General features: G+C 45.2%; 19 protein-coding genes. 12 read left to right on the top strand and 7 right to left on the bottom strand.

Going from position 1 to position 24260, the window contains the following annotated elements; all coding sequences use genetic code 11:
- Nucleotides 1-38: 38 nt before the first annotated feature.
- Together AACR09_RS10640 and AACR09_RS10635 are read right to left on the bottom strand one after the other, a co-directional pair.
- Nucleotides 39-2033: an Hsp70 family protein gene (locus AACR09_RS10640; protein WP_193834938.1), complete on the bottom strand. Its 1995-nt coding sequence runs from the start codon at nucleotides 2031-2033 to the stop codon at nucleotides 39-41.
- On the bottom strand, nucleotides 2033-2665 hold the full coding sequence (locus AACR09_RS10635; RefSeq protein WP_017083365.1) for a DUF2760 domain-containing protein: 633 nt from the start codon (nucleotides 2663-2665) through the stop codon (nucleotides 2033-2035). Before AACR09_RS10635 ends, AACR09_RS10640 begins: the two co-directional genes overlap by 1 nt.
- Before the next feature lie 350 nt (nucleotides 2666-3015).
- On the opposite strand from AACR09_RS10635, the gene AACR09_RS10630 reads away from it, so the two are divergent.
- From AACR09_RS10630 to AACR09_RS10605, 6 genes are all read left to right on the top strand, one after another.
- A complete protein-coding gene (locus tag AACR09_RS10630) occupies nucleotides 3016-4554 on the top strand; it encodes a sensor domain-containing diguanylate cyclase (RefSeq protein ID WP_193834937.1) in 1539 nt (512 codons plus the stop codon).
- Between the two features lie 87 nt (nucleotides 4555-4641).
- The gene (locus tag AACR09_RS10625; RefSeq protein ID WP_004734743.1) at nucleotides 4642-5172 is read left to right on the top strand and encodes a 3'-5' exonuclease; all 531 of its coding nucleotides are present in this window, start codon (nucleotides 4642-4644) and stop codon (nucleotides 5170-5172) included.
- A gap of 325 nt (nucleotides 5173-5497) precedes the next feature.
- Nucleotides 5498-5854: an antibiotic biosynthesis monooxygenase family protein gene (locus AACR09_RS10620; RefSeq protein ID WP_004734744.1), complete on the top strand. Its 357-nt coding sequence runs from the start codon at nucleotides 5498-5500 to the stop codon at nucleotides 5852-5854.
- Nucleotides 5855-5870: 16 nt separating this feature from the next.
- Nucleotides 5871-6566, top strand: coding sequence for a hypothetical protein (locus tag AACR09_RS10615; RefSeq protein WP_193834936.1), 696 nt, complete (start codon nucleotides 5871-5873; stop codon nucleotides 6564-6566).
- Nucleotides 6567-6796: 230 nt separating this feature from the next.
- Nucleotides 6797-7753 (top strand): winged helix-turn-helix domain-containing protein, encoded by a 957-nt coding sequence (locus tag AACR09_RS10610; RefSeq protein ID WP_193834935.1) that lies wholly within the window; start codon nucleotides 6797-6799, stop codon nucleotides 7751-7753.
- Between the two features lie 2 nt (nucleotides 7754-7755).
- A complete protein-coding gene (locus AACR09_RS10605) occupies nucleotides 7756-8193 on the top strand; it encodes a hypothetical protein (RefSeq protein WP_017077881.1) in 438 nt (145 codons plus the stop codon).
- A gap of 33 nt (nucleotides 8194-8226) precedes the next feature.
- Here the strand turns inward: AACR09_RS10605 and AACR09_RS10600 are convergent, their stop codons facing one another.
- The 3 genes from AACR09_RS10600 to AACR09_RS10590 form a co-directional block, all read right to left on the bottom strand.
- Nucleotides 8227-8676, bottom strand: coding sequence for a tellurite resistance TerB family protein (locus AACR09_RS10600; RefSeq protein WP_017083371.1), 450 nt, complete (start codon nucleotides 8674-8676; stop codon nucleotides 8227-8229).
- Between the two features lie 140 nt (nucleotides 8677-8816).
- Nucleotides 8817-10916, bottom strand: coding sequence for an alkaline phosphatase family protein (locus tag AACR09_RS10595; RefSeq protein WP_193834934.1), 2100 nt, complete (start codon nucleotides 10914-10916; stop codon nucleotides 8817-8819).
- Between the two features lie 6 nt (nucleotides 10917-10922).
- Nucleotides 10923-11423 (bottom strand): hypothetical protein, encoded by a 501-nt coding sequence (locus AACR09_RS10590; RefSeq protein WP_193834933.1) that lies wholly within the window; start codon nucleotides 11421-11423, stop codon nucleotides 10923-10925.
- Nucleotides 11424-11504: 81 nt separating this feature from the next.
- Between AACR09_RS10590 and AACR09_RS10585 the strand changes: the two genes are divergently transcribed.
- From AACR09_RS10585 to AACR09_RS10575, 3 genes are all read left to right on the top strand, one after another.
- On the top strand, nucleotides 11505-12833 hold the full coding sequence (locus AACR09_RS10585) for a MipA/OmpV family protein (protein WP_193834932.1): 1329 nt from the start codon (nucleotides 11505-11507) through the stop codon (nucleotides 12831-12833).
- A gap of 201 nt (nucleotides 12834-13034) precedes the next feature.
- Nucleotides 13035-17135: an ATP-dependent RNA helicase HrpA gene (gene hrpA / locus AACR09_RS10580; RefSeq protein WP_193834931.1), complete on the top strand. Its 4101-nt coding sequence runs from the start codon at nucleotides 13035-13037 to the stop codon at nucleotides 17133-17135.
- 142 nt (nucleotides 17136-17277) lie between these two features.
- Complete coding sequence (locus AACR09_RS10575; protein ID WP_017077897.1) at nucleotides 17278-17772, top strand: outer membrane beta-barrel protein; 495 nt, start codon at nucleotides 17278-17280, stop codon at nucleotides 17770-17772.
- A gap of 173 nt (nucleotides 17773-17945) precedes the next feature.
- On the opposite strand, the gene AACR09_RS10570 is transcribed toward AACR09_RS10575, so the two are convergent.
- The gene (locus AACR09_RS10570; protein ID WP_017077898.1) at nucleotides 17946-18731 is read right to left on the bottom strand and encodes a hypothetical protein; all 786 of its coding nucleotides are present in this window, start codon (nucleotides 18729-18731) and stop codon (nucleotides 17946-17948) included.
- Nucleotides 18652-19443 (bottom strand): hypothetical protein, encoded by a 792-nt coding sequence (locus AACR09_RS10565; protein ID WP_102567093.1) that lies wholly within the window; start codon nucleotides 19441-19443, stop codon nucleotides 18652-18654. Before AACR09_RS10565 ends, AACR09_RS10570 begins: the two co-directional genes overlap by 80 nt.
- A gap of 554 nt (nucleotides 19444-19997) precedes the next feature.
- On the opposite strand from AACR09_RS10565, the gene AACR09_RS10560 reads away from it, so the two are divergent.
- From AACR09_RS10560 to AACR09_RS10550, 3 genes are all read left to right on the top strand, one after another.
- Nucleotides 19998-20783, top strand: coding sequence for a TetR/AcrR family transcriptional regulator (locus AACR09_RS10560; protein ID WP_017083379.1), 786 nt, complete (start codon nucleotides 19998-20000; stop codon nucleotides 20781-20783).
- Nucleotides 20784-20903: 120 nt separating this feature from the next.
- Nucleotides 20904-23402, top strand: a complete 2499-nt coding sequence (locus tag AACR09_RS10555; protein WP_193834930.1) for an efflux RND transporter permease subunit — start codon at nucleotides 20904-20906, stop codon at nucleotides 23400-23402.
- Between the two features lie 44 nt (nucleotides 23403-23446).
- Nucleotides 23447-24253 carry an outer membrane lipoprotein-sorting protein gene (locus tag AACR09_RS10550; protein WP_102568871.1) on the top strand — a complete coding sequence of 269 codons (807 nt, stop codon included), beginning with the start codon at nucleotides 23447-23449 and terminating at the stop codon, nucleotides 24251-24253.
- Nucleotides 24254-24260: the final 7 nt, after the last annotated feature.

Here is a 24260-nt window from a genome sequence, read left to right as displayed (position 1 = left end):
GATAAAGTAACGGCACCCGTTAAGGTGCCGTTGATTCATTATGCTTCTACGTTTGAGTCGTTATTCGAGTCTTCACGAACGTCGAACTCAACATGCCATTTCTGACCATTGTCAGTGGCAATCGCTTCTAGGTATAACGTGCCTAATTCAGTAACACGAGACGCCAAAGTCACCGGAACCACTTCACCTTCGCGACGACCTTCAGAAACAGGCAGTGTCACTTGGATTTCAGGAAGCTCATCCAGATCTTCTGGAGCCCAGTGATCAAGGTGCGTACCCGCTTGGTCTTCACGACGAGTAGTTGAACCGAAGAATTGGAAGTGAACTGGCTGACCAATCACTAGACCGAACTCTTGGCTAGGCACTTGTACGCTTGAGCCTTCTTCCATACCAAATGGTGCAACACACAGTGCTTCCATTGGAGGAGCCATACCTGGGATAGCTGGCATCGCGCTTTCAATTCCAACGTAGTAAGAAGATGCGATACCACCACGGATACGAACGCCTTGGCCACGACGAACTGCGCCGTAGTAAGAAGCACCGCTTGCAACCGCTAGGTCTAAGTCTAAACCTGAAAGTTGTTTAGCAAATTCAGCGTCGGCATTAATTAGCCATTCATTGATCGTGTCTGAAAGACGATCTGCAAGTAGGTTAGATTTTAGAACACCACCATTGAACAGTACCGCTGTTGGTTTGATGAAGTCTGCCGCTGGCGATTCTGTACCGGGCATACCGGGCATGTTTGCAAACGGGTTGAAATCTTGCTGAGCGGTTTCACTATTTCCAGAAAGCGCGTTCGCTTGCTTAGAAAGGAATGCAGCAATGTGACGAGTAATACCTGCGTCTTGAGCATAAGGCAGACCCATTTGAGTCAATGCGCCACGCGTCTTTTGTACTGGGTGCTCAGTCACGGCTACTTTCGGGAAAAAGCCATCAACCAATGTTTGTTGTACTTCTTGCTGAGTCAGATCTGTTTTCAGTGTTGCGCCCAGTAGTTTAGAACCACGGCTTGGAACAACGATTGGCACAGATTGAAGCTCAGCATCGTTAAGCAGTGCTTCTTTCGCATCACGACACGCATGAGTCATTGCTTGAACCTGCCAAGGAGCCAGTTCTTTGCCTTCTTGAGCCAGTTTCATCTTCAGACGGTAAGCCAGAGCTAAGTCCATGTTGTCGCCGCCCAGTAGGATATGTTCACCTACAGCGATACGGTTCAGGCTTAGGTTGCCTTCATCTTGTGTGACTTCAACCAACGAAAGGTCGGTTGTACCACCACCGATATCGACAACAAGAACGATGTCACCAACGTTCACTTCATCACGCCATGTGTCGTTGCTGTTATCAATCCAGCTATACAGTGCTGCTTGAGGTTCTTCAAGAAGTGTCAGGTGAGTGAAGCCAACATTACGCGCAGCTTCTGCTGTTAGGTCACGAGCCGCAGGATCAAACGAAGCAGGAACCGTGATCGTTACATCTTGGTCTGCCAGTTTGTGTTCTGGGTTAGCGTGGTTCCAAGCATCTTTAAGGTGCTCAAGGTACAACTCAGTGGTCTTAAGCGGAGATACCTTTTCAACTTCTTCAGGGCTACCAGCTGGAAGGAACGCATCACGACGGTTCACACCACCGTGGCATAACCAAGATTTTGCACTTGCTACCAAACGGATTGGGGTTTTAGAACCAAGGTTACGTGCAATAGCACCAACCAGTGCTTTAGGTTCAGAAGACCAAGGAAGAACGCGAGAGCCCGCATTCATTTCATGTTCGTGCGGCTGGTATAGGAACGAGCCAAGTTGGCTGCGAGTTTCTACTGTACCTGGAGCCGTCAATTGAGGGATTGGCATCACCTCAACGCGAGCGTCTTCATTTGTTGTGTCGATGAAAGACAAAACGCAGTGTGTGGTACCCAAATCGATACCAACACTGAACTTAGGCGCCTGATGTTGCTCTTGAGAAGATAGCTCTTGTGAATGCATCTGCGGCGTATGTTCTTGAGAAGAAGACTCGTGCGATGATGGCTGAGTTTGGTGTTCCATTATAGCTCTACCTCTGCCGGTGCAATTACAGATGCATCGTAGTTTTCAGCAAGCTTAGGCAGGTTCATGTCAGTTGCTTTCCAACCTTTGTGAACCAATGTGCCGTTGAATGGTGCGTTACCCGTTACATTGCCTGTTAGACGAATTTCTTGTGGGTTGAAGCCTTCAACAACCGTGATACGCGTTTCTTCATCTTCCGTACGGATGTGAGAGAGGGTTACGTAATCAGCAAGTACTTTTTGACCGCCAGTGTGGATTACACGTGCTGCCGCGCCAACTTCTTCATCAGAGAATGATGTTAGGTCTTCTTTTAGGAAGTCAATTAAACGAGCTTCTTGCTGCATGATAGACAGTAGCTGCATTGCAGAATCTGTTGGTGCTGTTGCCAGCTTAGATTCAACTTCTACTACTTTTTCAATCACACGTTCAACTTCAACAACTTTCTCTACTTCGACAATTTTCTCAACTGGCTTTTCAACTTCAACGATCTTTTCTACTGGTTTTTCTACGACTTTCTCAACCACTTTGGTTTTACGAGAAACGGCAATTAGCAGTAGTAAAACGCTTGATGCAGTTAGGCCTGCGTGAAGCATATCAAACGTTTGTGGGATTAGGTTCAAATCAACGATCATAGTGATTTCTCTTTAAAATTGATTTAACGGTATATTCGTCGGTTTAAAGGAATATACAGGTTGGAAAGAAACTCAGTGGCATAAGGCCGAAATGGTCACTTTCAAGCTATAAATATGGGTGGATACTAGCATATTCAAGGCTTAAGGGCTTTATTTAATGTTTTCAATAAACTGGCTTTTTGGTGAGTTAGCTTGAAAGTTAATCGAGATTTGTTGGTTTATTAGCCGCAAATGTCCATGGGTTGTAAATAGTGTTAGTTTTATCCCATTGTGAGAGTCAAAGATAAATAGAGCCTAGCATTCCGGCAGTGTATACTTTCGACTCAAAATAACATCATATGGGAAGCTGTATGCCCCACACTACCGACCCCATAACAGGGTTGAAGAAACGAACTTTGCCGTTAGTTGTCTTTTTTGCCACATTTTTGATGACGGTGTTGTGTTTTGTTTTGGTTGCGGCGAATCAAAATAGGTCTTTGAATGAGAATCTGGATAGCTTTGCTCAGCATCAAACGCTCAGTTTAAAAGCGTTTATTGATAACGATGTCGCTTATATCGGTTCCGGTGCAAATTTTTTCTATTCTAATGATGTCGATAGTCGGGATCGATTTAATCGTTTTGCTCAGCAAACGATTAACGGTTCGAAAAGCCTGATCGGATTGCAGTGGATGCAAAAAGTAGCGGTAGAAGATATCGCCGCGCACACCGCCAAAATGAAAGCTCAATACCCATCCTATAGAATGTTTACTATCCCTAAACATGGGCCAAAAACTTATGGTTATGTCTTGGATGGCGAGCCCGTATTTATCGCGACAGATATTTATCCGAATGATCCAGTGAACAACGGTGTTTTGGGTTTTTACTCTTCTCGTGAGCGGTTTAATCTGGTCATTGATAACATTAAAAAAACACGTGAAGCGAATATTTCAGACAAAGTTCGTCTGTTGCAAGACGGTTTAGACAGCAACACACCTAAGAGCGGAATGTTGGTGTATCACCCTGTCTTTGATGGTCAAACGGACAATTTGTTAGGGGTTGTGATTGGTGTTGTTCGTACCACATACTATTTTGAGAAACTTCTGGCATCTACTGTCGGCGATATGGACGTTTATGTGCGTGTTACCGATAGCGGTTTTGAAGCTGAAGATGCCCCGATAATGTTCGAAACCAATGGTTATGAAGCGGTAACTGGGCAGCACATTACAAAGACGATTACATTAACTAACCGTGAATGGATTATCGACTTCAAGATAGATGCATGTATTTCATTTAATGGTTACTTAGTGTTGGCGGGAATCGGCATAGTTGGTACCACTATCTCATTGCTGCTTGCTTATATTGTGAACCTGCAAATTAGAGAGAAAGAGCGCTTATATCGAATGATTGATGAAAGAACAGAAGAACTTCGTTTTCTTGCCAATCATGACAGTTTAACGGAAATTTATAATCGCCGAGCTTTTAATAAGATGCTTGGTCAATCGATACAAAGCGATAAGCCGTTTAGCTTAATAGTGTTTGATGTTGATAAGTTTAAAGAGATCAATGATAAGTTTGGGCACCCAGCCGGTGATGCGTTACTTATCCATGTGATTAAGGTTATCTCAGTGAGCTTGAAGTCTGGAGATAACCTATTCCGGATGGGAGGGGATGAGTTCGGTATCATTTCGAGCATCACTGAACATGACTCATTGTCTCGCTATTTAGAATGTATTTTAGATACGGTGAGTGAGTCTCATTGCGAGCATTCTGGCCAGCTATTGAGTTGCACTCTAAGCATCGGGGCTACCATCCGCACTAATGAAGACATTGAAGCGCTCCTTCAAAAAACTGACAGCATGTTGTACCTAAGTAAGTCAAATGGCCGAAATCGAGTCACAATTGCAGGCTAAATGAGCACTTGATGCAACTGGGGTCGAGTTCTTTATTAGGCTCATGTACAATTTCACGAAATTTTTGACGAGAGAATTAGGCGACGTATGAATCACAATCGAGTGGTGTGTTTCGATTTGGAAATGTGCTGTTGGAGCGAAGACGGTGTAGGAACAACAGGGGAGATCATTGAAATTGGTCTTGCTGAGATCGATCTTGTATCTGGAACCATCGTGAAGCGCGCGCAATATTACGTTAAGCCCGAAAAAGACGAAGTCTCTCTATTTTGCGCCGAGTTAACGGGCATTACCCCTCGTAAAATCGAAAAACAGGGTCGCCCATTAGAGTCTGTTATCAAGTCGATGATTAAGAACTTCGGTGGCCCAAAGAAAATCTATGCAGCGTGGGGACGCGACGATCTTATCTTACACAAAGAGTGTATTGAGAAAGGTATCGAACCTCCGTTCAGCGAGTTCTTGAATATCGCCACGCTTTATCGAGTTCAGAATCGATTGAAAGAGAAACGTATTGGTCACCGTGCTGCTCAAGAAGCGAAAAACATTGAGTGGGAAGGTCGTCAGCACTCTGGTTATGTTGACGCTTATAACTTGGCAAAGCTTGCGCTGACGATGTTGTAATCGTTTGTATTTCAGAGAGGCGCTTGGTTAAATACTGAAAGGTTAAACACTTAAAGTTAGCCTGAATTTTGTGAGTTATTAAAATGAAGAGCCACCTACTTATTAGGTGGTTTTTTTGTGCCTGTAATTCAAGGAAAATTTCCTTCCAAAGAAACCTAATTTCAACAAGTGGTTTATCAATAGTGAATGGCTACATCGCTTATTTTACGAGTGAATAATATTCGTTTGAAATTTAGCTTTTTAATTAATATTAAATCTCAGGTCTCGACCTTGATTGGGTAGGGCTAGGTGGTAGCGTTAGCTCACCCAAAACAAGGAGAATAGGATGAAGAACATTATTAAGTATGGATTGGCACTGGGGGCGCTAAGCGTAAGTGCGTTGGTTTCGGCACAACCCGTTGTATTGATAAACACTTTTTCAGTCGAGCCAGCCCATGAAGCCGCTACGTTAACGTATTGGGAAGATGCGCGAGACGTATTGGTGAAGCAACCTGGATATATTTCTACCAAATTGCACCGCTCTTTAAGCTCGGATGCGACATACCGTTTTATTAATGTTGCAGAGTGGGAAAGCAAAAAGCATTTCCATGATGCGATACAGGCGATGAGAAAAGAATTACCACCTTTAAAAATTGAAGGGGTTTCTGCTGACCCTAACTTGTATGAAATTATTCGCGACTAATTAGGAAGCCACCACAATGAAAACAACTCTAGGAACCTTTTTAGCTATTTTTAGCTTTCTATTTTCAGCCATTCTTTTTTCAACCCATGCCCACGCAGCGGCATACGGCGTGTCAGTGGCTTGGAAAACCGATGACGCCCAAGCCGTATTTGAGGCAATGCCTCATCAGAAAAAAGCATTTGCCAACCTGATTGATGCGGGCTTGGTACACGATATGTTCGTATCACAAAGCTTTATTGGGGATAAAAAGTTTCCGATGATTAAGTTTGTGATTGAAGCGGACAGTGAGCAGCACGTTAGAGACTTGATTGGTAACTTACCATTCCAATTTAAAGAGCTTGTAGAGGTGACTGAAATCCGAGACATCGGTAATAAGTGGTTAAACACGGATGTCGCTTTCACAAACTACGCAGTAGAACTCGCTTGGAAAGAGCCTGAGAATCAATTCATTGTCGATGAGGTTATTAGCGAAGATTTGCAAATGGTTGTCGATTGGAGTGCTCAAGGTGTGATTACGTCTGCTTACTTAAAACATCAAGAAATAGCAGAAGAGAAACCAAACCAAAAAGCGATGATCAGGCCAGTCTATTCAATGGCAATATTGGCTAAAAACGAAGAGCAAGCGCGCGAGGTTGCCAATCAGTTGAATGCAGTAAAGCTTGGCTTCGCTGAAGTTATGGTCAGTGAACTTGGATTCAAACTGGAACTCTAATTTCGCTAGAACAGAATTGTGACCTCGTTTTCAGATTGCGTAACGACGAGGTTTTAATATAGGGCATGACCAGTTTAGAGTTAAACCTTGGCTATGTTCAAAGGTGAGTGAGTTTACGTGACTGACTCACCTTGTTGTTATTTTATCTTGTTACCTGCTGAGCTTATATTGTTACTCGCTGAGCTTATATTTAGCTTAATTATTGGCTAAACTTATCACTACTCTTTTCTATGTATGGTTTGCTATTAGTTCGACCAAACAAACACTTTTTTGATGACCTTTTTATTTATGAACACCTCGCCGAAATGAACGCCAATAGCCATGAAAAAATCACCTTAGACGCTTCGGGCATTGAGTTGATTAATAACACACTCATTGATTCGGAATCTGGTAAGCGGGTCACCTTATCCCCCTCAGAAGGCCTGATTCTTGAGCATCTAGTTAAGAACAGCCCAAAAGCCGTTGGTCGAGACTTTTTACTTGAGCATTGCTGGCCGGGCAGGGTTGTGACGGGCAGTTCACTTAATGTCGCGGTTAAGAACATTCGCACGGCATTAAATTCATTTGAGTGTGATTGCAAAATCTTAACGGTTCAAAAGGAAGGGTACAGCTTCAATGGTTTGAAACAGGTCGGTAGTTATTTATCGATGCCAACACCTACCGCTGAAGCGCATGTTGAAGCTGCGTTTTCAGATAAAGCCGCCATCGTTTCAGAGAAAGCAGGCATCGTTTCAGAGAAAACCACCATCGTTGATGAGTTAACATCACCGCCACCGTTTAAGCCTTCAGGCATGAGCCAACAAGCTGGGCAATCAAAGCAACAGGATCCACAATCACGTCAGTTCAAGGCGAAGCACTTTATCGTTCGTCACCAATCTCGTATTGCCGGAATTGTAGTCAGCGCGCTTCTTCTCATGCTGTTTTATCAGTTTGCTTTTTTTATAGATAAGAGTGCCTACCGAGGTATGGATGTTTATCACGACAGTTTGAATTTTGATGAAGCCGTTATAAAAGAGCTGGATGCCGTGTCAGAGCTCGGTGTTGATTCGCTCTATCTGCATCGCATTGGCGTTGGGTGTCAGAATATCCAAGCCGTCGCCTTGATAAATGGACATTGGAAAGAGATAAGCCATCAGTTTAAAACTGTCTCTTGCGAAGGCGACAATGACAATGAGCGAGGGCAATAAGTATGAATCGTAAGTTTTGGATGCCTATCTTATTGACGCTGTTTGTGATTCTAAATGTAGGCTTAATTTCTGGGCTCGCAACCAAAAGTACCTATCGATTTTCTGCGGAATACCCAATGGTCGGGTGGGAGAGAATCTCGCTCCGATTGGAAAATGGTCGAGTCAAAATGCAGTACATTGGTTATGACATGGATGGGAATGTCGCTCAAACCAAGCAAATGTTTGGTGTATTCTTGCGCTGGGGGAATCACTACTACCTTTATCAATTGGATCAAGATCAGGCCCAAGATAAGCAGACATTCAATATCAAGCACTTATACATTCAACAAACACAAGGCAAGCGCAGTGTGTTGGTATCGAATCAGCGCGGCCTTTATGTCACTAAGAAGGGCACGCCGTTAGAGCTCAAAGGCATCATGCATGGTGACCGCTTACGCTAATACAGAGGCTTAATGCTAGTAGAGAGCCTTTGGTTAGCTTTTACCGAGTACGTTCAGCTTAGTCTTGATAAAGTCACTGTGGTCAACGTAGAGCAGCTCCGCTGTTTTACGGATCACAGAATCTTCGATAGGGTCAATTTCACCGTCTGCGTGCGCCACTTCCCACATCGCTTTGATTAAGTCGATTCGCACTGGCTGAGACAGGTCTCTGAGTTGCGATGTAAAGTCATACAGTGAGACTGATTGCTCTACTTTCGGTTCTGCTTGCTCTAGCAGCACCTTTGCTTGTTCTTCATCTAAATCCAGCAAACGTTGCAGAAGCTGTAGCTTAGCGATTCTTTCTGATTCATTGATCTGATGGTCGGCTCCCGCGACTTCACACAATAAACTCGCAATGGCGACATTAGGTGATGTGCCTTGGTTTTTGCTTAGGTCCTGGCCTTCAATCAATTGTTTAAACATTGATGTGAGAGAATTGAACATAACGAGCTCCAGTTTAAATTTGTATCGGGTTCCGTAACCCTGATAGCTATCAACTATAACTATTGGGTCTACAGAGTGTGATCGCAAGCGTCTTTACTAAAAACTGACATTACGGATACGCAAGCGATAAGGAGCACTTCCTAGTCCGGTTCCGGAAAACGCGTAACCTTACCATCGCCGCTCAGGGTGGTGATCGATTGCGGTTTCCCATTAGTGTCTAGCCTCAATTCTCCAATCGCACTGCGGTTTGAAAGGCGATAGAAGGTCTGATTATCAGGGCTTCGCTTCTCGATTTTTAAGCGCTTACGCTTCGTGAAATAGTTCAAAACTGAGCGAGGGCTGTATAACAGGCGGTCCCACACATCGCAGAATTTAAGCAGCGAAGCAGGGAACTGATTTTTAATGCCACTGCAGGTAATTTGATAGATGTTCGGACTGTTGCGACGATACCTAAGCTTGATATCGTAAGCAAAGGAGTAGTGAACATCACCAGAAAGCACCACGAAATTGGTCGGTGTTTTGGTATGGGTAAAGATACTGATCAGCGTATTGGCACTGCCCGGATGCGCCATCCAGTTTTCAGCGTCAATCACTAATGGCTTGCCGATTGTGGTCGCCATCTTTTGCAGTGTTTCAATAAACTTCACGCCAAACATCGGTGCAGCAGAAACGATCACCACTTTATCTTGATTCATTAACTGATGTTGAAACTCAATCAAGGCTTCCCAGTCCATTAAACCTGAAGGCTTATTCATGCGAGACTCTGAACGCCAACGACGCGTACGAGTATCCAACACAATGACTTTGGGTGAGGTATCTATTGTGTAATGCCACTCTTCAAAGCGACTCAGCATCTCAATAAAGGCTTGATGCTTGTCTGGCTCGATATTGCTAATAGAGTCAGTAGTCACTGCATTGCCGGCTTCGCTATACGTTTGTTTAGTAATGCGCGGTTGTTTAGTCATGAGCGGTTGATCGACAAAAAGCTGTTTTGCTTGCTCGATAAACGCTTCGTCGAAACTCTCCGGTTTGTTACCCCAACCCTGACACATCCAGTAGGCCGCGAGGCCGTTACCAATAACTTGAGTTGCGAACTGGTTTTGGTCGACGGCATGTTCCCAGCCTACGGTAAGGTTCCAATCATCAGTCACATCGTGATCGTCGAAGATCATGTACGTTGGAATATGCGCGAACAGACGTTGTACTTGCGGTAAGCCTGCAATGAAATCATCCATGATGACGTTTTCATCACGCCACTGTTGCTGCTCAGTCGGTGTTAATTGGCGTCCACCTTGCGTGAAGTTATTCTCGATTAAACGCTCTCGGTTTACACATTGCCACAGTGTTGGAGACCAAACCAACAAGTACATCGCGATAAACTCAGACAGCGTGACCAAGTGGTTTTCGCAGTCGGTAGAGCTAAAAATCGGCACGCCACGATTCGGGAAGAACTTATCGATCATGGATCCTGAAGCGGTGTGGTGCGGTAAATAGTGATGACGCTGATATAAGTGGTATTCACTGTTATACAGTGCGTCACTACTGTTGATTTGCTTAATTTGTGAGTCAGTAGGTAAGCTCTCACCTACAAGGCCAAGCAGTTGAATCACTTGCTGAATAGCATCAAGTGTTGGGCCTGCCACATGGTCGGCGTAAATCTGGTCGCCGCTCATCATCAGCATGTCAGGTCTTTCAGCGACGGTTTGCTCGGCTACCTTGTTATCGGCTGCGACTAGGCTGTCTTTGCTTGGATGATGCGGATTACGGCAAGAGCCATGCAGAATATAATCAGCCGAGGTCGATACCTTAAACTCAACGCGAGATTTACCGTTGTAAACAAGGTGAGGGGCGAGCTCTTTTAGTGAACCTGACTCTGTGTGAATGTCATATTCAAGAAGCGTATTAGTCGGAAACTCACCTTGCAAGCGAATTAGCGTTACCCACGCATGTGTACCGATTTGAATCGAATCATGTTCTTCAAGCGATGAAGTGTAAAACGGTTGGTCTTGTTCTGCTTCAGGATGCTCTTTTTCGTTAGAAAAGTCTGTTTCTAGACTATGTTCAGTTTCACGAATGTGCTCAGTTTCACGAATATAAAGATCAGCCCGGCCAACAAGGGGCGAGCTGGTGGCTAACCAAAGTACCACTTCAGTCGCGGTGGTTTTTCTTAATATGGGTCCGGCGAGTAACAGGGGAAGAGATGATGTCGTAGAGGGTTTCAATACGGTACCTAAAATCATTGGTGGTTAGTCGTCGTGGAGTTCTTTTGTTTCGAGCTTGCTCGTGTCTGGCTTTGTGGTTTCAAGCTTTGATGCTTCAAGTTCTACTGAGTCAGATTCTGTTGATTCAAGCTCTGTTGATTCAAGTATTTCGATAACTTCCGAGCTAGAAAGTTCATGACCCATTAGAAATATTGCCAATAGAGCATCGGCTTTTGTCTTGGTATCGGAAGGCTCGTCTAACAACAGTTCGAGCTTTTCTCGAATCATAGCAATCTCGTGCTCAACAAAGCCACGGCCTTCTTCATCCCCTTGATTGTCTTCAGGGGCATTATCGAATTCAAGAAATAGCATGTCGCCGTCTAGGTTGGTATCCACCAAACGCTCGGGCAGCCACGCATCACCCATAACAATATCTGGATCGGAATCTTTGGGTAACTGATCTATAATGTTTTGTAATTCGGAGACTTTCACAATACTTTCATTTAACCGAGAATATTCTACATTGTAACGGTCAATGCCGATCAAACCTAAAAATAGTTAGCCGTCATGGTTAATAAATGTCTATTCAGTAACACATTATTTATTACAAAGAGTAATTACATAAGAATGAAGCTCAAATATTTACCGACTCTCACTTCAACTGGAGTGGTTTTACTAAGTAGCGCTTTCCTAAGTGGCATTTTCGTAAGTGCTAATGCGTGGGCTGCTGAAGAGCAAGAGTGGGGCATCGCTGCAATGTTCCGTACTGCGAGCATCCCTTATGACACGTCTGGTGGTGACCAATCGGTTAACTCATTCGTGCCGATGCTGTTTTTCAAGAACGACTATGTGTTCATTGATGGTACCGAGATGGGGGCTTACCTCTATCAAACAGATGACGAGAAATGGTCTTTTAATGCTATCTCTCGCATGCGTTTTATTGATATCCCAGCTTCTGAACAGAACGCAATTGAAGGCGATACGGCGGACTTCGGTGCTCAACTGACCTACCAACTTGATGGTCCTTGGTCTGTCGAGACGGAATTAATGAGCGACAGTGAATTCAACCTCCACGGTAACTTACGTGCGAAAGCCAAGTATGAAACCGGAGATTGGGAGTTTTACCCAAGTGCGACACTTCGTTACAAAAGTGCTGACTTCAATAGCGAGTATTACTCAGCGTCTAATGAAACCATTGGTGCAGGTGTAGATCTGAATGTCGGCGTTGAAGCGCGTTACCATGTGGTTTCAAACTTGTACTTATTGGGTTCAACCAGTGTGACTCGATTAGACGATAATGCCTACGATTCGTCGATAGTCGAAGACCGTTATCAAGGTGAATTGTACCTTGGCTTTGGTTTCTTTAACGACAAAGAGAAAGCACCGAAGCCTAAGTTGAGCAATGCGCCGTATTTACGTGTCGCCCACGGCTGGGCAACGCCATCCAATATTGGCGATATCATGAAGTTCAACACAGAGAAAGACGAATACAACAACCAGTTGACCTCATTCTTCTATGGCCACCCGTTAACGGATGAAGTATTCGGCTTCCCATTGGACATCTACCTAACGCCAGGTATCGCGCATCACTGGAGTTCAGAGGTTCAGTCAAGCAGCACTGAATACATCATCGCGATCAAAGCGTATTACACCTTTGATTGGCCAACCCAGTGGCGTGTTGGTGTGGCCGAGGGTATGTCTTACATCGATTCGATTACCTATATCGAAGGCTCTGAGATGGAGCGCAAAGGTTACACAGCAAGCCATCTGTTGAACTACTTAGACTTCTCATTCGATGTGAACGTCGGCGACTTGATTGGTAAGAATGACTTGAACAACTTGTGGTTCGGCTACTCATTGCATCACCGTTCTGCGATCTTTGAAAACGCATCCCAGTTCGGGCGTATCAAAGGCGGCAGTAACTACAACACGGTTTACTTCCAGTACGAGTTCTAGAAGCGGCTTTTTTAGGTACGATTTCTAATCACCGTTTTTATACAGACGACTTGCATTTGACCTTGCTTTCATAGCCTTCGCTAGTGTTAGCGAGATTAATCAGCCTGATAGCAAAAGGTTTTCCCTTTGCTGTCAGGCTTTTTTGTTTGAGACTTGTGATATAATCGCGCGAGTTTAATAAGTACAAGAATAGGACACGCTTTGACTTCGTCTCCGGAAAAAGCAGACAACAACAAGAATGCAGCACAGCCAAGTTCTTCACAGAACGAAGCGAAATCGAATAAGCCTGCATCGAACCGACCTGCTAAGCATTTAAAAGCTAAACAACCAAAAACTAATCAACCAAAAGCTAAACCTGCCGATCATTCAGCAGCAGCCAACACAAAAGCATCTCAAAATAGCCCAGCTTCTCTTCGTAAAGCGCTCAACGAATGTATGATGCGCGATCGCTTCCGTTTGAGTAAGCGAATTGCTGGTGCGAGTAGAATTAAAAACGAACAATCCAAGAACGTTGTCTTCGATGAGATTGCGTTAGACATTGCCAAGTCTATGATGACGGCAAATCAGCGTGCCTCGCACAAACCAACCATCGAATACCCAGAGATTCTCCCAGTTAGCCAAAAGCGCGATGACATTGCGAAAGCCATTGCTGAAAACCAAGTGGTTATCGTGGCCGGCGAAACGGGCTCGGGTAAAACCACTCAGTTACCAAAGATTTGTTCTGAGCTTGGCCGTGGCCGCATGGGCTTAATTGGTCACACTCAGCCTCGTCGTCTTGCGGCACGTTCAGTTGCCAACCGCATTGCGGAAGAGATGGAAACACAGCTGGGTGATTTTGTCGGTTATAAGGTTCGTTTTAACGACCAAATTTCTGATAAAACACAAATCAAATTGATGACCGACGGTATTCTACTGGCGGAAATTCAGCACGATCGTTTCTTAAGTCAATACGACACCATCATTATCGATGAAGCCCACGAACGTAGCCTGAACATTGACTTCATCATGGGTTACCTAAGAGAGCTTCTGCCGAAGCGTCCTGATCTTAAAGTTATCATTACATCAGCGACCATCGATCCTGAGCGTTTCTCGAAGCACTTTAACAATGCACCGATCATTGAAGTATCAGGTCGAACGTACCCTGTAGATACGCGTTACCGCCCACTAGGTGGTGATGAAAGTGATTCAGATCGTGACCAAATCGAAGGTATCTTTGAAGCGGTAGATGAGCTGTGTGACGAAGGCCAAGGCGATATCTTGATCTTCATGAACGGTGAACGTGAAATTCGTGACACTGCCGATTCTTTAAGTAAACGTAACCTGCGTGATACTGAGATTGTTCCGCTGTACGCGCGTCTTTCTGCTGGCGAACAGAACCGTATCTTCCAGTCTCATACTGGTCGACGCATCGTTCTGGCGACCAACGTGGCAGAAACCTCGTTAACCGTTCCGGGCATCAAGTATGTCATCGACCCGGGTACGGCGCGTATCAGCCGATACAGCTATCGTACCAAGGTACAACGCCTACCGATCGAGCCGGTGTCTCAAGCGAGTGCGAACCAGCGTAAAGGTCGTTGTGGTCGTGTTGCTGAAGGTATCTGTATTCGTCTGTATTCTGAGGAAGATTTCGAATCACGCCCAGAGTTTACTGACCCTGAGATCCTTCGTACTAACCTAGCATCGGTTATCCTTCAGATGACAGCGCTAGGCTTAGGCGACATTCAAGCATTCCCATTTGTTGAAGCGCCAGATAAACGTAACATTCAAGATGGTGTAAGGCTGCTTGAAGAGTTGGGTGCGATCGCGACAGTCGAACCGTCTGCGAACAAAAACAAGAATCATGGCGACGACAAGAAGAAGCTAACCGCGATTGGTCGCAAGCTCGCTAAGCTGCCGATTGATCCACGTTTGGCGCGTATGGTGATTGAAGCGCCAAGCAACCGCTGTCTGCACGAAGTGATGGTGATTGCGTCTGCGTTGTCGATTCAGGATCCGCGTGAGCGTCCATCAGACAAGCAACAATCGTCTGACGATAAGCACAAACGCTTCTTTGATAAAGAGTCAGATTTCATCACGTTTGTGAACCTTTGGGATTACGTTAAGCAGCAACAAAAAGAGCTGTCGAGTAACCAGTTCCGCAAACAGTGTAAGCAAGATTACCTGAACTATTTACGTATCCGTGAATGGCAAGATGTGTACTTCCAAATTCACCAAGCGATGCGTGAATTGGATACTAAGCTGAATACAGAACCGGGCAGCTACGACGGCATTCACATGTCACTGCTATCAGGCTTGCTTTCGCACATCGGCATGAAAGACCAAGAGAAGAATGAGTATCAAGGTGCACGTAATGCGCGCTTCCATATCTTCCCTGCGTCTGGCTTATTTAAGAAACAGCCTAAGTGGATTATGTCTGCTGAGCTGGTGGAAACCTCAAAACTTTGGGGTCGTGTTATCGCGAAGATTCAGCCTGAATGGATTGAACCACTAGCAAAACACCTGATTAAGCGCAGCTACAGCGAACCACATTGGTCGAAGAAGCAAGCGGCAGTAATGGCACACGAAAAAGTGATGCTTTACGGAATCCCAATCATCCCGAAACGTTTGGTTAATTACGGTGCGATTGATGCCACTGTCAGCCGTGAATTGTTCGTGCGCAGCGCTTTGGTTGAAGGTGAGTGGGAAACCAAACACGCCTTCTTCAAGCAGAACCGTAAGCTACTGCAAGAAGTGGAAGAGCTAGAACATAAATCGCGTCGTCGTGACATCTTGATCGACGATGATGAACTGTTCGACTTTTATGACCAACGTGTTGGTGAAGAGGCTGTTTCAGGCCGTCACTTCGATACATGGTGGAAGCAAACCAGCCAGAAAACACCAGAGCTGCTTAACTTCGAAAAGTCGATGCTGTTTCGCGGTGATGCAAGCCACGTTACTGACTTGGATTATCCGAACTTCTGGCACCAAAATGGTATCAAGCTGAAGCTGAGCTACCAATTTGAGCCGGGCGACGACAACGATGGTGTAACGGTACACATTCCGCTGCCTATCTTGAACCAGATTGACCAAAACGGTTTTGATTGGCAGATCCCAGGCCTACGTCAGGAACTGGTGATTAGCCTAATTAAGTCGCTACCTAAAACGCTACGCCGTAACTTTGTGCCTGCGCCCAACTACGCCGATGCCTTCTTGGCTCGTGTGACACCACTTGAAGCACCGTTGTTGGATTCTCTTGAGAAAGAGCTGCGCCGCATGACAGGTGTGGAAGTGGTACGTGATGACTGGAAGTTAGACCAGATCCCAGAGCACTTAAAGGTAACATTCCGCGCTGTAGATCATCGCAAGCGTAAGCTTAAAGAACAGAAAGACTTGCATGAATTGAAAGAGAGCCTGAAAGACAAGGTTCAAGAAACGCTTTCTAAAGTGGCAGACGATGACATCGAACAGCAAAACCTGCATACGTGGAGCTTTGGTGAGTTACCAAAAGTCTACCAGCAGAAACGCGGCGGCTACGATGTTAAAGCCTTCCCAGCGCTGGTGGATTCTAAAGACAGCGTAGAGATCAAACTGTTCGAAACCGAGCAAGAGCAGATCTCGGCAATGAAATCGGGTCAGCGTCGTTTAATCCTGTTGAACGTGCCATCGCCGATCAAATACTTGCACTCTAACTTGCCGAACAAATCGAAACTTGGCTTGTATTTCAACCCATACGGACAGGTACTCGATCTTATCGATGACTGTATCGCTTGTGGCATTGATAAGCTGATTGAAGAGAAGGGCGGTTTGGTTTGGGAACCAGAGCAGTTTGAAGCACTGAAAGAACACGTACGTGCAGAGCTGGGCGACAGCGTTGTTGAGATTGCTCAACAGGTTGAAACCATCCTAACGACCGCATTCAGCATCAGTAAGAAGCTCAAAGGACGTGTCGATCTTTCAATGGCATTCGCACTTTCTGACATAAAAGCTCAGGTAGAAGGTTTGATTTTTAAGGGGTTTGCCACAGAATGTGGGTGGAAACGCCTGCCGGATATTCTACGCTATATGAGAGCGATTGAACGCCGCATGGAAAAACTGCCGATTGACCCGAACAAAGATCGCTTGCATATGATCAAAGTTGAGTCAGTAATGAATGATTACAAAGAGCTGCTGAATAAAATCCCAAAAGGGATCGCGGTTCCAGAAAATGTAAAAGAGGTGCGTTGGATGGTAGAAGAGCTTCGTGTAAGCTTCTTCGCACAGCAGCTCGGAACGCCTTACCCAGTATCAGATAAGCGTGTTAAAAACGCGATTGATGCTTGCTAAGGAATAAAGCTAGACGCAATAGCAAGGTTTAGGTATAAATCTTGCTTATTGCATTACTAATTGAATAGTTATTACATACAGGGCGACTTGGTGGCAATTTATTACCACTCAAGGCCTGCCACTAGGACGAAAAAGGTCGAATATGAAAAAAACGTTATTGGCACTAGCACTGCTAGGTGCATCTTCAACAGCAATGGCTGATTCTTGGTTGTACGGCGGCGTAATGGGTGGTCAAAACTCATTAGGTAATGAAGAAGAAACAGCGATGGGTATCCACGTGGGTACAGGCATCCTGCCACTAATCGGTATTGAAGCGGGTTACTGGGATCTTGGTTCTTTCGACAGCGTTAAGTACGGCAACCGTGACCTTACAAACCTAGATGCAAGCACTGCTTACCTAGCGATCAAGCCAAGTATCGATTTCGGTCCTCTTCACGTATACGCGAAGGCTGGTGTTCACTCTTACGATCTTAAATCTGACGGCTTCAAGCAATCAGGTGAGGATATCATGTACGGTGTAGGCGCTGAATACTTCATCTTTGGCCCACTATCTGTAGGCGCTAGCTACCAAAACTTCAAAATGAAAGATGACGACTCTGGCGTATTTACGCTAAACGCAACTATCCACCTACTGTAATTGTTTATAGTGAGTGGCGAGCTGATAGTGAGTCACTTACTTACAGTTAATGATGGATGTTCGTTGAAGAGTTCGTAAGAATTCATAAAAAATGCCAGCTTGATAGCTGGCATTTTTGTATCTGTAGAATAGTAATGTCGCTGACTTAAGCGGTATAAGTTAAGCGAGCAGTGCTATTTCTTACTGTTTAGAATCTTCTGAATTCTTGGGTTAATCGCTTTACCGTGTTGGCTTTCATACTCTTCGCGTTTCAAGTCGTTCAAGTTCTTCACTGAGTTAGCGGCAAGAAGGAACTGCGGCAATTCTGTTTCCAGCATGCCTTTCTCATCTAAACGCTTTGCTTCCAAATAGTATTTCTTAAACAGGCCATCGAGCTTGTTTTCAGCCGTGCGCTTCAAGTCGTACAGTTTGTTCTGGATAAGCCATTTTTCAATGTTGTTAACAGCTGCGCGCGACAACACACGAATACGGCTATCAAGCAGCTCTTCTTCGGTCAAAGAATCTTTAAGGATCCAAAGCTCACCCATTTGCGGTGGCCAACTGTTGCCAAGTTGAATACGCTCATGGCAGTGCATTAGCACGCGGTTAAGGCCGTCTGAGTCAACAGAGTGGGCAAACTCAAGAAACTTACCGCTCGGTTCACTACCGTATTGGTATTCCCACTGAGTTTCGTACACGCTCAAGAAAGAACCGAACACATGGATACACCAATCGGTTAGCTCAAGCTCTGCTGGATCTTGATCAACAACAGGCACTTGCTGAGACGCACCAGAGCCCGCAGCGTTTGGTGTCGCTACTTTTACTTCTGTACTTTGTGCTTCAATCACTTCAGGTGCGTTAGGCTGCACGGTAGCGTCAGGTACAACAGGTTGGGCTGGCTCAGAAGGTTGGCTTTTTGCCTTTTTGAATGAGCTGCTGCCTGAAGCGTTCAGATGGGCTAAGCTTTTGTCTATACCCATTTCCTTGAGCTTGTCCTGCATTTCCTGAATATTGAGAGGTCTTCTGCTGTTGTTGTCTTTCATTTTGCTTCTCGTTAACTAGCCAGTACTGCAGCTTGGATTCAATCCGAGATAATGGCATTAATTCATTGGCTTTGGCTTTATACCAGAGGACAAATTTCTTCCATACTAAACTATGGTCACCGGTCAAACCGGAGAATTTAAACGCACGTTCTGCCCATGATGGTATCTCTTCTTCGTTGAGATCATGAGTAGAGACGGTGTTGCTGTTCATTGAGCCTCGACCTTGTGGGCGAGGGGCCTGCTGCATGTGTTGCATTGGTGCCGGAGCAGGCTGAAACTTGGGTGCAGGTGCAGGTGCAGGTGCAGGTGCAGGTGCAGGTGCAGTAGAGTAGACCGGAATACTATTGGTCGGTTGAACCTCAACGTGCACCGTAGCTTGCTCTTGCTCAATGAGCATTTTGAAAACGTGAATCTCTTTCTTATCTCGATAGTCTACTTTCACCTTATCGAGGAAACCTTGGTCGACTAAACACTTAAGGCAGTCGGCTAAACCAAACGTAGAGAGAGCACAAAGCTGACCTGCCGTTTGTAGGCACACATTGGTGTAACCGAATTCATCAGCACCATCTGCAAGCATCAATAAAACCAGCTTTTCTGCTGGGCTAGAAGTATTCACTTGCCAAGCTAAATAAGAATATTTGGCGCTCAATATCGTGTTCTCAAAAAAGGTAAGTCGTTGTCACTATTGTAAGTCACCCCTTACCGAATTTATAGCAACTTAACAGAAAACGACATTAGTAAGCCAAATATTGACCATAAGGAGAGGTCTGCCCCAAAAAGTAAGCCTACACTCATTCATTCTAGGTCAGAAGGTGGCTAAAGATGGGGTTTACGGGCGTCTTTTTCGGGGCCGATTCTGCACCAAGGCTTAAAATAACGTGGTCTATTAACGTTAAGCATGAGCTTCTAATCTTTCGTGTTGTCTCCATGAAAGCACCTATCTTCTCTCTCTAGTGACTGTTGATGATTTCTCTATCTACTTATTGACCTATTTATCCATACATTCATAACTTGTATTTAATTTATAAAACACCTTGATATGATCAATATTTGCGCTATTATGACGATAAGTCAGAAATGACGAAGCGTCACAAAATGGTTGACCACATGAATTTACTATTCGTGTTAATATATTGGACAGGAGCGTTTTAAATGCTGATTAAGCTTAGGTAATAGCTAAGCTCAAATACGGACTGAAAAATTATGTTTGGCTTTGGTTGTAAAGGCGATAAACAAAGTATCTTTGGTTGCAAGGCGGTGCTGTCTAAGAAGCAGCAATCCATAGCCGACCGAGAAGTAGAATTGATGTTGTTAGCAAAAGATCTGGTTCGAGAACAAGGGTTCGGAAATCTGACGATGGATAGGCTAACGGCGGCAAGCTCTTATTCTAAAGGTACGATATACAATCACTTTTGCAGTAAAGAAGACGTGGTTTTAGCGTTATGTATTCATTCTCTAAAGTCTGAGGCACTGTTGTTTGCTCGTTCTGGAGAGTTTGAAGGCAACTCTCGCGAAAAGATTGTCGCATTGCACGTTGCGTACCGAGTTTATGCTCGTATGGAACCGGTATTATCAACTTGCGCGATTATGGCGAAAAGCCCATGGGTACTAGAGAAAGCCTCCAGTGCACGCGTGGCCGAGATGAATCAATTAGAAGAGATCGTTATCGAACAAGCGGATCTGCTCGTCAATCAAGCAGTAGAAGCCGGTGACCTAAAGTTCTCTTCTGGCGTGGGTTCAGATGCCATCGTATTCGCCAACTGGTCAATCGCATTTGGTTCAAATGCCTTGTCTCAGAATGCTTCAAACAGTCATTGTATCAAGCGGTTACAAGACCCGTATTCAGTTTTACATAACGCGAACATGATTTTAGACGGCCTCAACTGGCAGCCTCTTTCTACTGATTGGGACTACCGCAAAACCTGGCGCCGTGTAGAACAAGAACTGTTCAGTGAAGAAGTCGCTTACTTAGAGTCAGTAGGTCGATAAGCTTCAACTAAGCCCACCTATGTGGGTTTATTAATAACCATTAGTGACGATTCGTCATAAACTTAAGTTTAGCCTAGTGTGGTTTTGGTTTTCTTGAGTATATGACTAAGAATTGTGTTTTTGTCAGCTTCGGCTGGCTTTTTAAGACACAACTATGACGAATCGTCACAAATGGAGACTGTGATGGAACATGACAGCCAGAAGCCCGCTTTCGATCACCAAAATCGAGATAACCGTAATGTCGATAGCGTAAACGGGGATCTAAATAATAGTTGGCACTCAATACCGACCAAGCGTTCGTTTATCGTTCTGCTGGTGGTTTTTTCGATCATCATGCTCTCTGCATTAGGGGCGAAGAACCTCTACTTTAGAGGGGACTACAATATCTTCTTCGAAGGCACCAACAAACAGTTGATGGCGTTCGATGAAATCCAAACCACCTTTGCGAAAACCGACAACCTCGCGATTGTCGTCGCACCAGAAGGCGGCAATGTCTTCACTCCAGAAACCCTCACCTTAATTCAAAACCTCACGGTCGATGCGTGGCAGATCCCGTACTCAAGCCGTGTCGATTCGCTTGCCAATTATCAGCATACCGAAGCGGTTGAAGATGACCTCTTAGTGGAAGACTTGCTGTACGAAGAATACGAGCACACGCCAGAGCGGATCGCCAAAGTAAAACAGATCGCGCTCAACGAACCACTGCTTAAGAATGCTTTAGTATCGGCCTCTGGCGACGTGACCATTGTTAACGTGACGGTGCAATTGCCCGAAGTGGACAAAACGGCGGAAGTACAAGAAGTCATTGCGGCTATCAACGCCATGATTGACCGCTATGAAGCACAATATCCCAATGTTGAATTCCATAAAGCGGGCATCATTGCCATGAACAACGCCTTTATGACTTCGGCTCAAGAAGACAGCTCAACGCTGGTGCCATTAATGCTGTTGGTGGTGTTGGTGTTCCTTACCTTTATGTTGCGCTCGTTCTTTAGTGTGGTGGCTACCTTAGTTGTGATTATCTCTTCGATTGTCGCGACCATGGGTTTGTCTGGCTGGGCAGGGATGTTCCTCAGCACTGCGACGGTTAACGTTCCAACCTTGGTATTAACCCTTGCCGTTGCCGATTGTGTTCACGTGATTGTGACCATGAGACAAGCCATGCAGCGCGGGATGGAGAAAGCACAAGCCATTCAGTACAGCATCAAGCTCAATGCGATGCCGATTTTGATTACTTCGGTGACCACCGCGATTGGTTTCTTGATGATGAACATGTCGGATTCTCCCGTATTGCGCGACTTCGGCAACTTGTCGGCATTGGGTGTGATCATCGCGTGTTTCCTATCTGTGACTATGCTTCCTGCGCTATTAAAACTCTTGCCAGTGAAAACTCTGCCAACAAATGAAGCCGCGGAAAGCAAAGTAACCTTTATGGATAAACTGGGCGATTTTGTGGTGGCTAATCGCAAAGCGTTATTGCCTATTTCTACCTTAGTGATTGTTGGCGCTGCCGCGTTAATTCCACTCAACAAAGTGAATGATGAATCGGTGAAGTATTTCGATACCTCAAGCGAATTCAGACAAGCCGCCGATTTCATGGAAGAGACCGTAAGCGGCATGACGACCATCAGCATCGCGGTCAAAACTAACGAGTCTCAAGCAATTGCCGATCCTGTGTTCTTGCAAGCGATTGGTGACTTTACCGATTGGCTACGTGTTCAACCAGAAACCGACCATGTCGCTACGCTTTCCGATGTTTACATGCGTTTGAATAAGAACATGCATGGCGATGACGATAGCTATTATCAACTGCCGCTTAACCGTGAACTTGCTGCGCAATATCTACTGCTTTACGAGATGTCTCTGCCTTATGGTTTGGACTTGAACAACCAGATCAACGTCGATAAGTCATCGATCAAAATGGTACTCACAGTCGACAACCTAGGCAGTGTGGAATTGGTAGAACTCGAAGAGCGTATTTACTCATGGTTTGCAGCCAATGCGCCTCAGTATGAAGTGGTGGCATCGAGTCCGTCACTGATGTTTGCCCATATCGGCGAAACCAACATGGCGAGCATGCTATCGACTCTGCCAATCACCTTAGTGCTTATCTCTGGCTTGATGATATTTGCATTGCGCTCGGTTCGCTTAGGCATCATCAGCCTAGTGCCCAACATTGCGCCTGCGATTATTGGCTTTGGTTTGTGGGCGCTTATCTCTGGTGAAATCAACCTAGGTTTGTCAGTCGTGGTCACGCTCACACTGGGTATCGTTGTCGATGATGCAGTGCACTTCTTAAGTAAATACCAACGCGCCAGAATGGAAGGAAAATCAGCAGAAGAAGCGGTGCGTTACGCTTTCCACACCGTTGGCCGAGCACTGTGGATCACCACTGTCGTACTTGTGGCGGGTTTCTCTGTGCTGGCGATGTCGAGCTTCAGACTCAATTCCGACATGGGCTTACTCAGCGCGATTGTGATTTTCATAGCGCTGGTGGTCGACTTCATTTTGCTGCCTAGCTTGCTGATGATCTTCGACAAACAGACTCACTATTCAAACACGCCTAATACCAAATCGCAGCCTAGCTCGACTGGCGAACTTACTACATCGACCAAATAAGGAATCGTCAGCCTGCTGCGGTGGGCTGACTCAAGGAGAAATTTATGAAAAGCGTTAAACAAACTCTCGTTACCACATTATTTACCGTCAGCTCATTAACCGTCGGCACGTTCACGGCTTTCCCTGCGTTAGCCGACCTTGCGAAAGGCTTAGAAATTGCCGAGCAACGAAAAGCCGTCGATATGGGGTGGGGCGATTCAGTTGCGACCATGGAAATGCTACTTCGCAACAAACAAGGCGAAAGTAGCTCGCGCCTAATGCGATTGAAGTCATTAGAAGTGGATGATGATGGCGACAAAGGACTGACCATTTTTGATGAGCCGCGTGACGTAAAAGGCACGGCTTTCTTGAACCATTCACACATCTCTAAATCGGATGACCAATGGCTGTACTTGCCTGCATTGAAACGTGTAAAACGCATCTCTTCACGCAACAAATCGGGCCCGTTTATGGGCAGTGAATTTGCTTACGAAGACTTGAGCTCGTTCGAGTTAGGAAAGTACACCTTTAACTACATTGAAGATGCCAAAATTGAAGGCGTCGATACCTTTGTCTTGGAGCAAGTTCCGACCGACAAAAACTCAGGCTACACCATGCAGAAGGTATGGCTAGACCAACAATATTACCGCCCCGTTCAGGTTGAGTTTTACGACCGTAAAGGCGCATTGCTGAAAACCCTCTCGTTCCAAGATTACAAACAATACCTAAACCAATACTGGCGCGCGCACACTATGTCGATGCAAAACCACCAAACAGGCAAGAGCACGGTACTAACCACGACAGATTTAGCGTTCCAAACTGGTCTTAAGGACAAAGATTTCCAGAAAAATACACTCAAACGTGCAAAGTAAGGCAAGA

This window comes from Vibrio sp. OPT20, from assembly GCF_963889365.1.
GTDB lineage: Bacteria > Pseudomonadota > Gammaproteobacteria > Enterobacterales > Vibrionaceae > Vibrio > Vibrio splendidus.
This window is presented reverse-complemented; position numbering and strand designations above follow the sequence as displayed.

What these genes read in the sequence shown, in the direction of transcription:
- AACR09_RS10600 (WP_017083371.1), bottom strand. Translation starts at nt 8,676, where the DNA reads ATGTTCAATTCTCTCACATCAATGTTTAAACAATTGATTGAAGGCCAG.
- AACR09_RS10585 (WP_193834932.1), top strand. Translation starts at nt 11,505, where the DNA reads ATGAAGCTCAAATATTTACCGACTCTCACTTCAACTGGAGTGGTTTTA.
- AACR09_RS10630 (WP_193834937.1), top strand. Translation starts at nt 3,016, where the DNA reads ATGCCCCACACTACCGACCCCATAACAGGGTTGAAGAAACGAACTTTG.
- AACR09_RS10595 (WP_193834934.1), bottom strand. Translation starts at nt 10,916, where the DNA reads ATGATTTTAGGTACCGTATTGAAACCCTCTACGACATCATCTCTTCCC.
- AACR09_RS10575 (WP_017077897.1), top strand. Translation starts at nt 17,278, where the DNA reads ATGAAAAAAACGTTATTGGCACTAGCACTGCTAGGTGCATCTTCAACA.
- AACR09_RS10605 (WP_017077881.1), top strand. Translation starts at nt 7,756, where the DNA reads ATGAATCGTAAGTTTTGGATGCCTATCTTATTGACGCTGTTTGTGATT.
- AACR09_RS10560 (WP_017083379.1), top strand. Translation starts at nt 19,998, where the DNA reads ATGTTTGGCTTTGGTTGTAAAGGCGATAAACAAAGTATCTTTGGTTGC.
- AACR09_RS10620 (WP_004734744.1), top strand. Translation starts at nt 5,498, where the DNA reads ATGAAGAACATTATTAAGTATGGATTGGCACTGGGGGCGCTAAGCGTA.
- AACR09_RS10570 (WP_017077898.1), bottom strand. Translation starts at nt 18,731, where the DNA reads ATGGGTATAGACAAAAGCTTAGCCCATCTGAACGCTTCAGGCAGCAGC.
- AACR09_RS10625 (WP_004734743.1), top strand. Translation starts at nt 4,642, where the DNA reads ATGAATCACAATCGAGTGGTGTGTTTCGATTTGGAAATGTGCTGTTGG.
- AACR09_RS10635 (WP_017083365.1), bottom strand. Translation starts at nt 2,665, where the DNA reads ATGATCGTTGATTTGAACCTAATCCCACAAACGTTTGATATGCTTCAC.
- AACR09_RS10550 (WP_102568871.1), top strand. Translation starts at nt 23,447, where the DNA reads ATGAAAAGCGTTAAACAAACTCTCGTTACCACATTATTTACCGTCAGC.
- AACR09_RS10610 (WP_193834935.1), top strand. Translation starts at nt 6,797, where the DNA reads ATGTATGGTTTGCTATTAGTTCGACCAAACAAACACTTTTTTGATGAC.
- AACR09_RS10640 (WP_193834938.1), bottom strand. Translation starts at nt 2,033, where the DNA reads ATGGAACACCAAACTCAGCCATCATCGCACGAGTCTTCTTCTCAAGAA.
- AACR09_RS10615 (WP_193834936.1), top strand. Translation starts at nt 5,871, where the DNA reads ATGAAAACAACTCTAGGAACCTTTTTAGCTATTTTTAGCTTTCTATTT.